Here is a 12,287-nt window from a genome sequence, read left to right as displayed (position 1 = left end):
CCCCCTATAAATCCATAGGAATAATCCGAGCTACTTTCCTTTTCGTAGTTCCCCTTGTCTCCAGACTATTAATCTTAGCTTCCAGCTCTCTTATCATATTTTGGACTTCTCCTAAATTTGTCCTTGTTAAGCTTCTGGAACCTAAAGAATATGATTGTCCTTCAAGAATCTTGCTTTCTGCTTCGTAATACTGCGCCAATCGTGTCCGCAATGTATCCAATTTCACTTTATTCCTGTCCATTTACACCTCTATTCCCCGGTTTACTACACCGGACTTTCTTTTCTTTACCTGGGTAGGTCTTTTCTTCATGTAGTTAATACCATTTTCAATTTTAGTCTCAAGACTTGACCAATTTGGGTTCAGAAGTTCAACCGCTGCATATGCATAATTTCTAAGGTCAAGAGGTTCATTTCTTACCCCTGTCTTTTTCACCCAAACAATCTTAAGCTTATTCTTAACAAGCTTCTGAACCTTTTCCTCCGAAGTAATACCTTGCATATAAGTCTGGTTATATCCTCTTTCCTTATTAACAGGAAAATGACAATATCCAGGCCCGGGTTCCGTCAGCTTCAGCCAGCCTGTAATATCTTCTTTACCGGCATCAACTCCTAATATCCATATTTCTGTATAATCAATGACTCTTCCCTTATCATTCTTAATTTCTACCTTGGTCTTTTTATAAATTAAGGGTATTCCAGGAGTGTTGGAATACCCTTTGACACCATATATTCTTTTGTTTTTCTTTGCCATTGCTTTAATAAACTTATATGTCATATTAGTATGATGCCCACCTGTATCAATGCACATGGCAGCTATCATAAGGCCGGTACCATTCTGAAAGAACATTTCTGTATCAAACAATTCTTCAAGTTCATTCCACGCACCTTGCTTCTGAGGATCACTGTTGATGACTTTTTTATATATACCCCAACTTTCATTCCCTCTAGTCCAACCAACGATTTCACATTCCAGACGATCATCCTGCACATCCACACCAGCAGTGATAACGAGCACTCCATCCGGTATTTCTGCAGTATAAGGTTCTCTTCTTTTTAATAGATCATTCTCATCTGCTCCATCCCCTTTTTCTTCCCAGGTCTCTCCTAATGAAGTATTGATAAAAACTTTTAATGCTTCTGTAGAACCTGTCTTTTTTAAGTCCTCATTTGCATTAACAAAATCTTCAATGATTTCCTCCCATGTCTTCCACGGTGAACACAGCTCGTTTAAATGAAAACTCCTTCTTCTCTTTACATCCGGATTACCCGCTATCCATTTATGCGGTTGAGCTTTCCAATCTCTTTCTGAAAATCCTTCATTACAATACAAGCAATGCATTTCTACTGTATCAAAGACAATCCTTTTGAATTCATATGGCTGATATTTACCACAACATGGGCACTGTACACACCATTCTTCTTGCGTACCAAGTTTGAACTCCTTTTCAATTTTAGAATGTCCTGCTACTGTCGGAGTCGATACCTTAATTCTTTTTCTATTCCAGAAGGTTGTTGTTCTTTTTTCCGCTAATTTAACTGGATCACCTTCAGAACCTGCACTATCAGGGTATCTGTCTATCTCATCACACAATAATATCTGTATTGGTCTAGATGCTAAACTGGACGGTGAATTAGCTCCTGCTATAGTGATATGACCACCAGGAAATTTTTTATGTAATATGGTATTATCACTGTCTTTCGTTCTTGGTTCCTTGACTTTTACCTTTAATACATCCGAATCTCGAATTGCTGGTGCCAATCTATCTTTTGAAAAGGTTTCACCCATTTCTATGGTAGGTTGAAGTACCATTATTGGTGCAGGGTTGTAATCCATGAAGTATCCACATACATTTAGTATTATCTCAGTTTTGCCCACCTGTGCGCTGGACTTGATCACAATATCCTGTATTGTAGGATCATTTACGGAATTCATTATTTCTCGCTGAAATTCCGCTCGGCTAGTATGCCATTGTCCTGGTTCTGCAGATGCTTCAGGAGAAAGCTTACGATAAGTATCGGCCCAATCACTCACAAGGAGCTGTGGAGGCGGTGCTAATATCTTCGCAATATTATGAAAAAGTGTGATGGTCTTAAAATCAACTTTCATCATCTTCATCATCCTCACAAACATCGAATATCATTTCTTCTTCCTTGCCTTCCTCAGTGATATCAATATAATCATCACTGTAAAAATCACCTGCATTGTAATTAGACAGTTCATTTAACGCTTCGTAAAACTCATTTGTTAATAATTCGAGTATATATTTCTTATCAGATCTATCTACGAGAAGAGGAGTTAATTTTGAAGGAAGGTTCATAATCTTTGTCTTAAAGTTCGTAAGCATGTTAGTCATTACGGCTTCCACGTCTTCTGACTTATGGACATTACCTTTCATCAAAGCATAATGAAGCTCTGTAATATGCCGCTTAACCCTCTCATGCATAGCCTTCTCTAAGCCATAATCTAATTCATCCTCCAAGTCTTGCTGACTCTTAGCAGCATCGTTAGCTACTCTTAAATTAAGAATATAACTATGCAGGCTTTCTTGTAAGTTATACCGGCCAGATGATACCTTTGTCAGAATCCCTTCTTCAGCTAACCCACGAATTCTACGATCACCAACACCGATAATTTTACCTAACACTTTAGCTGATACCGTAATCTTAGATATATCATCTACTTTCTCATTTTCTGCCATGTGCAACACCTCCCAACTTTATAAAAACGGAAATGGCAATTTAAAATTTTAAAAATTAGTCTCTAGCGGAATTCTGGGCTCGACAGAACCGCAAGGGTTATTGTATTTTTGGAAGAACCTAATATATAATTAAAACATTGAAAAAAGCACAGACATTATCTGTGCTTTATTTATATAATTATTGTTCCTCAATAACTTTATGATCTTCTTGCCATTTTATAAACTTACTTGTTTGCTCCAATAATTCACTGTAATCTATCATTGATTTTGGAACAGATAATTTTTTATTTGCATAATTTATTTGAACTTTGTGAACTTCATAATTCAAATCAGTTAATTCTCTATATGTTTCTTCACACCAATCATAAATATTCAATAATGTTTTATATGTACTTTCTTGCATATATAAATAATACTCTAAAACCTTAGGTTTTGGAATGCCTTCTCTCTCATCAACTCTTCTAATAATTACCGTATTACGCATAGAATCAAACAGAAGGCTGTCATTAAGAAGATAGTGTAGTTCTTTATATAGATTGGGTTCAAGATATATAAAATAACGATTTAATATAGCGTTACATCTATCTTGAAATTCCTTTCCATTACTTTCAAACCAATTCCACCATGTAGTTTCAGGATATACATTAGCATTGCTATCCATATTTAGATTTATACGCATCTTTTGAAAACAATCAGCATTAAGTAAATCTCTTACATTTTGTGGATTATCTCCAGGTACTGAACAATCATAAACTTCAGCCCAAAACCCTATGATTCTAGACATCAATACTTGAATCTCTCTGTACACAGCGGCCTTAACAGGTATCATTTCTTTAGATTTTTGTTTGCTAATTATTCTTTCTACTAATGCTACTGTAATGAAAATACCTATTAGCTCAGTAAATAAATTCAACCCAAAGTCACCAATATTTCCACTCGGACCATTAAGCTTCCATAATAAAAATGCCATTAAAATTAGGATTAATAATACCAGGTAAAGTTTGTATTGCTTGTAAAGTTTTTTTATCATAACTCTCCCCCTATATTAGTTTATATATATTTTATACACTATATTTTTACATAAATCTATAATATTGGATAATAATTTTACATTATACAGTCCATGAATTTGTCATATCTTAATATTGTGTAAAACTCATTATTTTGTGTTGCTTCTATATAATTCATTAAATTCTTCATATTCACTTTAACACTCGCTCAATATGTCAAACTCATAAGTATTCTTATTTGGGGTTCCGTTTTTATAGATAAAAGGTAAAAATAAAAAGCCTACTTTTTCTTAGTAGGTTTAAATGATAATCGTTTCATTGTGGAATCCTTTATATCTTGATTTATACCGATATATCTCAAGGTTATTGATATATCGCTGTGATTCAATATTTCTTTAATAGTAACAATATCCTTTGTTTGCTGGTACATATGATAGCCAAATGTTTTACGGAGCGTATGTGTTCCAATTGCCATTAATCCAAAAGCAGCTGCAGCTTCTTTTAGAATGTTGTAAGCTTGTTGTCTGGTAATAGGTTCATTCTTACCTTGCCTAGATTTAAATAAATATTCATAATCTTTTTTATCTTCTATATATTCATCAATAATAGGGATTAGTTCATCATTCATAGCAAATTTCTTTTCTTTCTTAGTCTTCTGTTCTCTTATCATGAGATAATGCTTATCCCTTACATCACGTACTCTAAACTTCAATATATCTGAAATACGCAATCCTGAATATATACCAAACATAAACATTACGAAATCCCTTTCACTTCTTATCTTTAAGAAATCAGCAATGTCTGAGATCAGGTTAATATCTCTTATTGGCTCTACAGTATTAATGGCGAACACCTCCTCACTAAAAGAGAAATATCAATAACTGATATCCCTCTCAAGAATAAATCATAAATATGTTAATAACAGACTGTTAAATTGTAAAATATAAGATTATAGCAATTTTTTCTGGTTGCCATGGTGGCCTTAGGGTCTATCAAATATTCATCTGCAAATAACTTCTGTTATTTTTTATGTATCAGGTCCCACCTCGTTTCCAACTTATTAATAAAATATCCTACTAAAAATCTTCAATGTTATTTTAGTAGATATGAGTTAATTTTATTAGTAATTGTAACAATATTCTTTCCTAATAAATTAGTAATACTGTTGTATTTAGCAATAGCTTCTTCAGTTAATTGTCTTACTTTTTCATCCTTATTATCATTTTTATACTTAATAATTTCTAACAACTTATTATTGATTTCAGTAAACCTTTGCTCTATAACTTCTCTTTGTTCATCAACATCTATATCTATTTCCAATATTATTTTTGAACAATTGTAATAACTTAATAAATAATCGCTCTGACAATACATCTTAATTTGCATTTCGCCACTTAGATTATAATGATTCATATTCTCTTCTTTACTCAAATTTGATGATTCAAAAATGAATATTTCTTTACGCCATTCATATAACATTTGCAAGAGTATATTGTATTCGGTCAAAAGTTTACTTAAAAATTCTCTTCTAATCTCATCAGATTTATACTTGTTTTCCCTTTTTTCGGTTTTTCTAGATTCATAATATACTGTTAATACTGCTATCAATGACGCAGTCACTATGGACAATAAGCCTATAATTGCTTCTCCTATATTTATTTCATTAATTATTGTCATTAGCTGTTCCTCCTACATTACACATTCTTATATTAGCATTTAGTCACATTTTTGTGGTAGAAATATATTATCTTAAAAACTGTAAATACAATTAGAGAAAAAGCACCCCGAAGGATGCTTATTACTATACTTATATTAAAATTTTCTTAACTTTTTCAACCGCTGTTGGTGATTCAAGTAAACCTGTTATATTTAATAATTTAACAGCTGACCATATTATTCCAACATTAAATAAATCATTTAATACATCAACATTAATTAATTTTCGATAAAAATCAATAAATGATTCAAGAGTAACTTCACCGACACCTCTCGCCTCCCTTGTTTCAATAACATACAAAATCGATTTGTTAAGAACATCTAAAGCAGGCTGTGAATTTGCAAGAAGTTGTATGTTTTTTACTAATCTTATATATTCATCATCAGTATATTGTTCACTAGTATTTTGTTTAGACAATGTAATTTTATTAAAGTCAAACGCTTCTTGCACGTACTCTTTAGTTGAAACCACCTCACTTTTTACACTTTCCAATTCCAAAACAACATTACTAAATTCAGTATGAATATTTTGTATAGATTCCACTTTTTCTTTAAAACTTTTATCAAATGTTTTATTAATATCCTGTACATTTATTACTGCATTATCTAACCTATCAGTAGCATCTATTATTTTGGTTTTGATTTCATTGGTTGTACGTTCTCCAGATATACTCATCCAAATAGCTACAACAGAAAGGACTATTGAAGTAATTGTACTTGCAAAGGAAAATTGTCCTACAAAAGATTGATTATCATAACCTGCTAAAACAAGTGACCCTAAAGTGATTATTATTGCTATTATAACAATATATCTAATATGTAATCTGCTTTTTTCGTCCATTAATACGCCTCTGATTATTTTTAGTTTGCACTATTCATTTATAACATTTTTTTCTTTTAAAATTCTTATTTCTCTATCCCAACGATTTTGTACTAAATGGTCAACCTTAGTTATTAAATTTTTTGTTCTTTCGTCAATTAAATTTGTATTTTTTTTATCAAAGAACATTATTCTATCATATTTTTGGGCCAATTCGTTGTTTGTAAGTAAATCTATTGAATCAATTACCTCTCTACAAAGGGAATAGATTTCATCCTCTTGTGCTCTAAATGTAATGTTTCTATTAGTTTCCTTTATTTGCTGTAGATCATTTTTTATAGAATTTAATATTATTTGTAATTTCTCATCTTGTGTTATGGCATCTGCACTTACATTAGCCACTCCAGCTTTTACTACTTTAACAATTGATCCGCCTAATCCTTGACCATCTCTTGTCGCAATTATTGCATCTCGAATTTTATTCCTTGCATCAATGACATCTTCGTATAATCTGCTATCATTATAAAAAACAGTATTTATGCCTCCAACATCAAATATTTTTTCAGTTCGTGTATCTTGAAGCAAAACAACTGGTTTATCATAAGCTTGCCGCAAACCCAATTCATATAATACATTCGGATTTTTAGAGCTTAAATCACATATAGCCATTTCACAATTTTGAATAGCATCAAATATTTTGTTAATTATGGGGTCGCATATCTTATTCTCATCAACTCTATATGCAACGTACCCAGCTTCTTCTATAGCTGGTTTTAATATCTGGTCATACACCTTTTGGAAATGCCCTGAAGGATACCCCTCTTGATCACTTATTGGCATAATAACGAAGCATTTCTCTTTCGATTCCCTTATCTCTCCCATAAATTCTCCTAATTGGTATTTTCCCCATTATATACCTATTTACAATTTTTTTCAACAGAAAGACAAATACTATGTTTCAGACATGTTCTGATTAATAAAGTTTATTGATTTTCTAATAAGCCCTGCTAGCATTAAGGTCTATCAAATATTCATCTGCAAACAACTTCTGTTTATCTGTTAATGCCATCAAGGCTCACCTCGTTTTCAATTATTGCATTCAAAAAGGTACTTGAAAATAACACTCAAGTACCTAAATTATACTTACTCTTTTTACCAAAAAGTATCTTTAAAAATTATCTTAATCCTCCATATTAACAATATACCATATTATATTGTGATTTGTGTGACATCTTAAAGAAATCTTTTGGTCAATTCCACTACACGAGTCATTTCAATTTCTGCGATATTTGCACCTTTACGTTCATAATATTTATTATCATAAAAAGCAGGTTCATCTAAAGCATTTATTTTAAAAATGATAACTTTTTTATTACCATATGACATAAACCTAACTAAATTTCCAATTGAGGATTTGTATTTAGGAGAAATAGGTTGCTTATCTAACTTTTGTATTATATATTGGTAATATTTATCATCAGTAATATTTAAAAATTCCATATCATGATTAATTCCTGTGATTTTAAAATTTCCACATTGTATAGATTTTTCACCAGTGATTTTTTCCAGTTCTTCAGCATCTATATTTTTATCAGCTACACCTATTATTACATAACCGACACTTCCCTTCCCTTTATTAGCCATTGCAGTCAATGTTTTTACAACTTTATCAAAAGTTTTATCTACAAACTCTCTTTTAGATAAGGATGTAAAGCCAATCTTAAAATCAAAACAAGTTTGCTCAGTAGTGGATTGTCTTAATATTGTCTCTAACTCAGTGCTCCATTTTAACATAGCAGGATCTTCTAAATTCTTAATAAAACATTTATTTAATATACCTACAACACCTTCAATGTTTGTTTCTCTTTCCTTGGCGCTCCAATTGCCACCTCCTTGTCCTAAGCTTATATGATTACCTATGCCCTGAAATACTTCAGCTAATCTGGCAATTGAGCTGACTTTTTTATTTTGAAATACAGCCAATTGGTACAGTGCTAAAAATACTATTTGAAAATATCTAGGTATTTGATCTGAGCTTTTCTCTTTAAACATAAGTTGTTGTAATTTTTGATTTGAAAAATTTACGACACTTTTGATTATATCGTATACTGTAAAAAATTCAGATTTTATTTTATCTATACCTCTAATTTTTATTTTTTCGTCTAACTCTTTACTCTTTTTGTTTTCAGAATTAAATCCATAAAAGTCATCAAGAGCATTACTACTAGATAAGGGTTTCTCATCCAGTAAGACATAAGCTAAAATATCTGCAACTATTTCTTCATCCTTTGATTCTCTTACTTTTTCACGTCTAATTATAGAATTAGTTACCCAAAAAACATTATCAACATTTATTCCGTACTCTAAATCTTTATTTGTTATGCTTATTTTTTTCATGTCATTTAGTAATAATCTATTTTCTAATGATACATCTCCTCTGATTTCAGATGATATTAGTCTTACTAATTCAGCAAACTTTGACACTGAACCCGCCTGCCTTATTTCTTGTCTTGATAGATGCTTCCCATTAGAATTTATTCTTCGGAAAATTTCATCTATTTGTTCTTCACTTTCTTTTTTATAAATAGATAATGGAAGCACATATGATGCGAATATATTAGAACATATATTCCTTTCTAACTTAGGGGTTTTCTGTATAAGTCCTCCATTATCTAAAAGTAGTTTACTCTCTGCCATAGAGTCCAGATCAAAGTATTTCCCTTCTACAGAAAACTGCCCTTCTATAAATGATGTAATTGCATCCAATCTTTGCATGCCATCGATGATCTCAAATATAGATCCTTGCTCTTTTGTATCTTCCGCTAATAAAAATAAAGGCACTGGATATTCTTTAAGTATAGAATCAATGAAAGCAGCCTTCTCATCTATAGTCCAAACAAGTTTTCGTTGATATCTTCGATTCACTAATAACTTATCATTAATATAAAAACTATAAATTCTTTGTATACTTTCTGAACGCACAGTCAGATCTTGCATAAAAGCCTCCCCAAAGTTAAAATATATAAATAAGTTTAATACAAATGTTACCATTTATCAATATTATTCTACTATTTTTGGGATAATACTATATTTAAATATCGTCTTTTTTTTTGAGATATGGTACTTCTTTCATACCCTAGCTTCTTAGCTATCTCCCACTGACTTAGCCCATCAATGTAAAACATCCGGAAGATTGTCCTAGTTGTACTATCTTGAATTCCTATTATGTACTGCTCTATCTCTACCTGTTTCTTTAGTAATTCATCCCTCTGAATCTCACGCAACCTTAACAGCTCTGATATTTCTTCCTGCCTCTGTTTGGCGTCCGCAGGATCTATCCCTGCAACCTTGAAGGTCTGGGGAGTATATGGAAAATACTTGCTCGATCCCTTCACTGTCCCGAACGGTACAATCTCAGCTTCCTTCGCTTCAGCTATGCGCCGGTTCAAGTCTGCTATTTCATTCTTTATAGCCTTATACTGGCTTAATTCCTTTTCTGTCAATAAACCCCCTCCTTCTGTTCACAAACTTTTCAATAACCGGTCATACCCCGTACACATATGAACGGTATACTATATCCATAGCGTAAAACAAGGTTCCCCACCTTGCTAACATAAATTTTTTTCATAAATCGGCCAGTAGGATAACCTGCTGGCCACTCCTCTGTCTTAAAGGAGCTTTGCCACAGCTGTTATAATAGTCATTCCAATCATTACTCCTGCGCCAAGTAAAATAGCCTGAAACAACAGTTCTATGTATCCTTTGATTTTATCTTTCATGCTTTCCTCCTTAATTCTGGGTACAAAAAAACTACCAACTGATTTGATAGTTGGTAGTTTTAGTTAATTCTTATTTATAAACCTATATGTAGCCAATGGACATTTCTTACCGCATTCTACATAATGACACTCTTGACATTGATATAAATCCCCAAACCATTTATTTAAGTCGCTCAACCCTATTTTATACAAGCTTGTATTTAAAAGTCTATATCTCCTATTGTTAACTTTAATCGTATACTTGATTGATTTAAGTTTTCTTATTTTTCCACCATAAATATCCTCCTGAATTATATTATTCACGCTAATATAAAAATTAATCAATTCCTGATGCAATACAATTCCTAAAATTTTCAGATCATCGTCACTTCTATCTTCAACTATCTTCCAGATATTAAGTAGATAATCATTAATAAAGTCCAATTCAGCGGACACTTTATTATCTATCCACAAAACATTTTTACTACAACATTTTTGTAAATTTATAGAGTATTCAATCAAATCACTTTTTGTCATAAAAATATATGGTATAGCAAGGCTTATCCTAAGATTTTTCTTTTCATTTAAGAATATGCACTGTGAAGGTAAAGTATTTACATCAGTAGCTGTTATTGAATGACCTAATTCAGATATAGTATCAACTATATCTTCATAAGCTTCAAAACGTTTATCAACAACTTTCTGATTATAGCTCATTCCTTGATTTTTAATATTTAAAAAATATGTGAACATAAATGTAACGATAGCTCCAAGGAAAACATTAAATACATTACTATTTATTAGCCCGCTTATTAATGCCATAAATCCCCCCTATTTGTATAATATATATATACACCATTTTCTACCAACTATCAATATTCAGTTGTCAATGTTCGTCAATTATTTACATCATTGGCAATAATGCCGGCATATTCCCGGAACTGTATACCTGCTCTATCTGCGGCCTCATGAAATTACCTACCAGGGAACCATCAGGAAGGACGATATTTGCCAAAAATTCATCCTCGAAGCAGCTTATTCCGGATTCTACTGCCTCCAGTTTAGCCTTAATCACCAGATACAAAGCTCTCCACTTCTGCCTGCAGGCTTGTTCCCATTCCTTCAAAGCAGCCTCATCTGTCCGTCGCATGTTCTTACCAGGTGTATAAAGGAACCTATTTTCTGACTTGTCCGGTAACTCTATGATAAATCTAACCTGTCGATCATTTAATGTGAATCCAATAGCTGCTCTATTTCCCTGGTATCCGGATACAAACTGATCGGCTCCATATTTTTGAATTATCTCTTCTATATCAGCCTTTGTCTTTACAACTGGTACTGAAGTTGTTTCTGCATATTTAGGCATTATGTATTACCTCCTTTATCCCTTATTCCATTTTCTTCTCTTATCCGGCGGGTCCTTCTTTTCATCTTCCACCTGGCAGCTGTACTTGTTTATTCCTACCTAAGAAAGATTTAATCATATTTTAACTTCCATTATTAACCATTATCTGCTATTATTAAGTGTACAAGGAGGCGTAAAGTGAACGATAGTATAATAAATGAAACACTTAAAAATTTTGCAATTGACCTTAATCGATTAATCTTTGAAAGCATATTCCATTCATTCAGTGAATTAATTAAGGCTATTTGGCTGTACCCTGTTACCAGGACTCTGATTATAAGTTTAATTATTTCTGGTATTATAGGCTGTATTATTTCCAATGCTACATATGGTTTAAGTAGATTATCTGGAAAGTCTGTTAGGTCATCAAAGAAAGCAGCACGTTTATTATCTGGCATATATGATCTTTTTGGTTCATTAAGTGATTTATTTAAGAAATAAACTCACTTATAACCCTTTGTCCGGCCGGAACTTTTATCCTTTCTTTTATGCCAATTAATTGTTTTATTTACAAATCATGCTATAATATTAATATAATCAGTTTAGGAAAACCTTGGTCGTTGGTTCAAATCCAACTATCACATAATAACCAATAATATTTTACTTTTGTCCGTTGCGTACTATATTTCATTTTGTTTACTAGAAAAGGAAGTGGTGCTTATGAAGTTTATTGGAGCAGTTATTTATGTTTTAGTATCTTCTTTGGTTAGTGATATAGCTCAGCTAGGTAGAGCAAGGGTCTTCCTAAGCTGATTATTTTACTCACATTCCTACACTATTTCATGAACATCTGCCGATTCCCAGTAAGTATATCCAACCTCTCCACCTTCCCAGTGACAACTCTTACAGGGCTCATCAAACAATGATAATTTTCTATAT

At 32.2% G+C, this 12,287-nt stretch carries 14 protein-coding genes; 1 reads left to right on the top strand and 13 read right to left on the bottom strand.

Features of this window, described 5'->3' with window-relative positions; translation table 11 throughout:
• Window positions 1-4: 4 nt before the first annotated feature.
• The 13 genes from bsdcttw_RS05865 to bsdcttw_RS05805 all read right to left on the bottom strand — a co-directional run bounded on the left by bsdcttw_RS05865 (window position 5) and on the right by bsdcttw_RS05805 (window position 11,369).
• Complete coding sequence (locus bsdcttw_RS05865; protein WP_185258451.1) at window positions 5-241, bottom strand: DUF6148 family protein; 237 nt, start codon at window positions 239-241, stop codon at window positions 5-7.
• Window positions 242-2,110 carry a phage terminase large subunit family protein gene (locus tag bsdcttw_RS05860; protein WP_185259728.1) on the bottom strand — a complete coding sequence of 623 codons (1,869 nt, stop codon included), beginning with the start codon at window positions 2,108-2,110 and terminating at the stop codon, window positions 242-244.
• The gene (locus bsdcttw_RS05855; protein WP_185258450.1) at window positions 2,097-2,699 is read right to left on the bottom strand and encodes a hypothetical protein; all 603 of its coding nucleotides are present in this window, start codon (window positions 2,697-2,699) and stop codon (window positions 2,097-2,099) included. The genes bsdcttw_RS05860 and bsdcttw_RS05855 overlap by 14 nt, the downstream gene beginning before the upstream one ends.
• 178 nt (window positions 2,700-2,877) lie before the next feature.
• Window positions 2,878-3,729, bottom strand: coding sequence for a hypothetical protein (locus bsdcttw_RS05850; protein WP_185258449.1), 852 nt, complete (start codon window positions 3,727-3,729; stop codon window positions 2,878-2,880).
• Window positions 3,730-3,989: 260 nt separating this feature from the next.
• Window positions 3,990-4,466, bottom strand: a complete 477-nt coding sequence (locus tag bsdcttw_RS05845; RefSeq protein ID WP_456298245.1) for a tyrosine-type recombinase/integrase — start codon at window positions 4,464-4,466, stop codon at window positions 3,990-3,992.
• Window positions 4,467-4,801: 335 nt separating this feature from the next.
• Window positions 4,802-5,386: a hypothetical protein gene (locus bsdcttw_RS05840; protein WP_185258448.1), complete on the bottom strand. Its 585-nt coding sequence runs from the start codon at window positions 5,384-5,386 to the stop codon at window positions 4,802-4,804.
• A 130-nt stretch (window positions 5,387-5,516) separates the two neighbouring features.
• A complete protein-coding gene (locus bsdcttw_RS05835) occupies window positions 5,517-6,266 on the bottom strand; it encodes a hypothetical protein (protein WP_185258447.1) in 750 nt (249 codons plus the stop codon).
• A 30-nt stretch (window positions 6,267-6,296) separates the two neighbouring features.
• Window positions 6,297-7,127, bottom strand: a complete 831-nt coding sequence (locus bsdcttw_RS05830) for a hypothetical protein (protein ID WP_185258446.1) — start codon at window positions 7,125-7,127, stop codon at window positions 6,297-6,299.
• 112 nt (window positions 7,128-7,239) lie between these two features.
• Window positions 7,240-7,314 carry a terminase small subunit gene (locus bsdcttw_RS25380; RefSeq protein ID WP_225903856.1) on the bottom strand — a complete coding sequence of 25 codons (75 nt, stop codon included), beginning with the start codon at window positions 7,312-7,314 and terminating at the stop codon, window positions 7,240-7,242.
• A 164-nt stretch (window positions 7,315-7,478) separates the two neighbouring features.
• Window positions 7,479-9,242 carry a GmrSD restriction endonuclease domain-containing protein gene (locus bsdcttw_RS05820; RefSeq protein WP_185258445.1) on the bottom strand — a complete coding sequence of 588 codons (1,764 nt, stop codon included), beginning with the start codon at window positions 9,240-9,242 and terminating at the stop codon, window positions 7,479-7,481.
• A gap of 71 nt (window positions 9,243-9,313) precedes the next feature.
• Window positions 9,314-9,748 (bottom strand): DUF1492 domain-containing protein, encoded by a 435-nt coding sequence (locus tag bsdcttw_RS05815; protein WP_185258444.1) that lies wholly within the window; start codon window positions 9,746-9,748, stop codon window positions 9,314-9,316.
• Window positions 9,749-10,087: 339 nt separating this feature from the next.
• Window positions 10,088-10,825 carry a hypothetical protein gene (locus bsdcttw_RS05810; RefSeq protein ID WP_185258443.1) on the bottom strand — a complete coding sequence of 246 codons (738 nt, stop codon included), beginning with the start codon at window positions 10,823-10,825 and terminating at the stop codon, window positions 10,088-10,090.
• Window positions 10,826-10,907: 82 nt separating this feature from the next.
• Window positions 10,908-11,369 (bottom strand): hypothetical protein, encoded by a 462-nt coding sequence (locus tag bsdcttw_RS05805; protein ID WP_185258442.1) that lies wholly within the window; start codon window positions 11,367-11,369, stop codon window positions 10,908-10,910.
• Between the two features lie 177 nt (window positions 11,370-11,546).
• Between bsdcttw_RS05805 and bsdcttw_RS05800 the strand changes: the two genes are divergently transcribed.
• Window positions 11,547-11,849 (top strand): hypothetical protein, encoded by a 303-nt coding sequence (locus bsdcttw_RS05800; RefSeq protein ID WP_185258441.1) that lies wholly within the window; start codon window positions 11,547-11,549, stop codon window positions 11,847-11,849.
• The last annotated feature ends 438 nt before the right edge of the window (window positions 11,850-12,287 follow it).

This window comes from Anaerocolumna chitinilytica, assembly GCF_014218355.1.
GTDB classification, from domain to species: Bacteria; Bacillota; Clostridia; order Lachnospirales; family Lachnospiraceae; genus Anaerocolumna; species Anaerocolumna chitinilytica.
Note: the sequence above shows the minus strand (reverse complement) of the source record. Positions and strands in the feature narration are given on the sequence as shown.

What these genes read in the sequence shown, in the direction of transcription:
- bsdcttw_RS05865 (WP_185258451.1), bottom strand. Translation starts at nt 241, where the DNA reads ATGGACAGGAATAAAGTGAAATTGGATACATTGCGGACACGATTGGCG.
- bsdcttw_RS05860 (WP_185259728.1), bottom strand. Translation starts at nt 2,110, where the DNA reads ATGATGAAAGTTGATTTTAAGACCATCACACTTTTTCATAATATTGCG.
- bsdcttw_RS05855 (WP_185258450.1), bottom strand. Translation starts at nt 2,699, where the DNA reads ATGGCAGAAAATGAGAAAGTAGATGATATATCTAAGATTACGGTATCA.
- bsdcttw_RS05850 (WP_185258449.1), bottom strand. Translation starts at nt 3,729, where the DNA reads ATGATAAAAAAACTTTACAAGCAATACAAACTTTACCTGGTATTATTA.
- bsdcttw_RS05845 (WP_456298245.1), bottom strand. Translation starts at nt 4,466, where the DNA reads ATGTTTATGTTTGGTATATATTCAGGATTGCGTATTTCAGATATATTG.
- bsdcttw_RS05840 (WP_185258448.1), bottom strand. Translation starts at nt 5,386, where the DNA reads ATGACAATAATTAATGAAATAAATATAGGAGAAGCAATTATAGGCTTA.
- bsdcttw_RS05835 (WP_185258447.1), bottom strand. Translation starts at nt 6,266, where the DNA reads ATGGACGAAAAAAGCAGATTACATATTAGATATATTGTTATAATAGCA.
- bsdcttw_RS05830 (WP_185258446.1), bottom strand. Translation starts at nt 7,127, where the DNA reads ATGGGAGAGATAAGGGAATCGAAAGAGAAATGCTTCGTTATTATGCCA.
- bsdcttw_RS05820 (WP_185258445.1), bottom strand. Translation starts at nt 9,242, where the DNA reads ATGCAAGATCTGACTGTGCGTTCAGAAAGTATACAAAGAATTTATAGT.
- bsdcttw_RS05810 (WP_185258443.1), bottom strand. Translation starts at nt 10,825, where the DNA reads ATGGCATTAATAAGCGGGCTAATAAATAGTAATGTATTTAATGTTTTC.
- bsdcttw_RS05805 (WP_185258442.1), bottom strand. Translation starts at nt 11,369, where the DNA reads ATGCCTAAATATGCAGAAACAACTTCAGTACCAGTTGTAAAGACAAAG.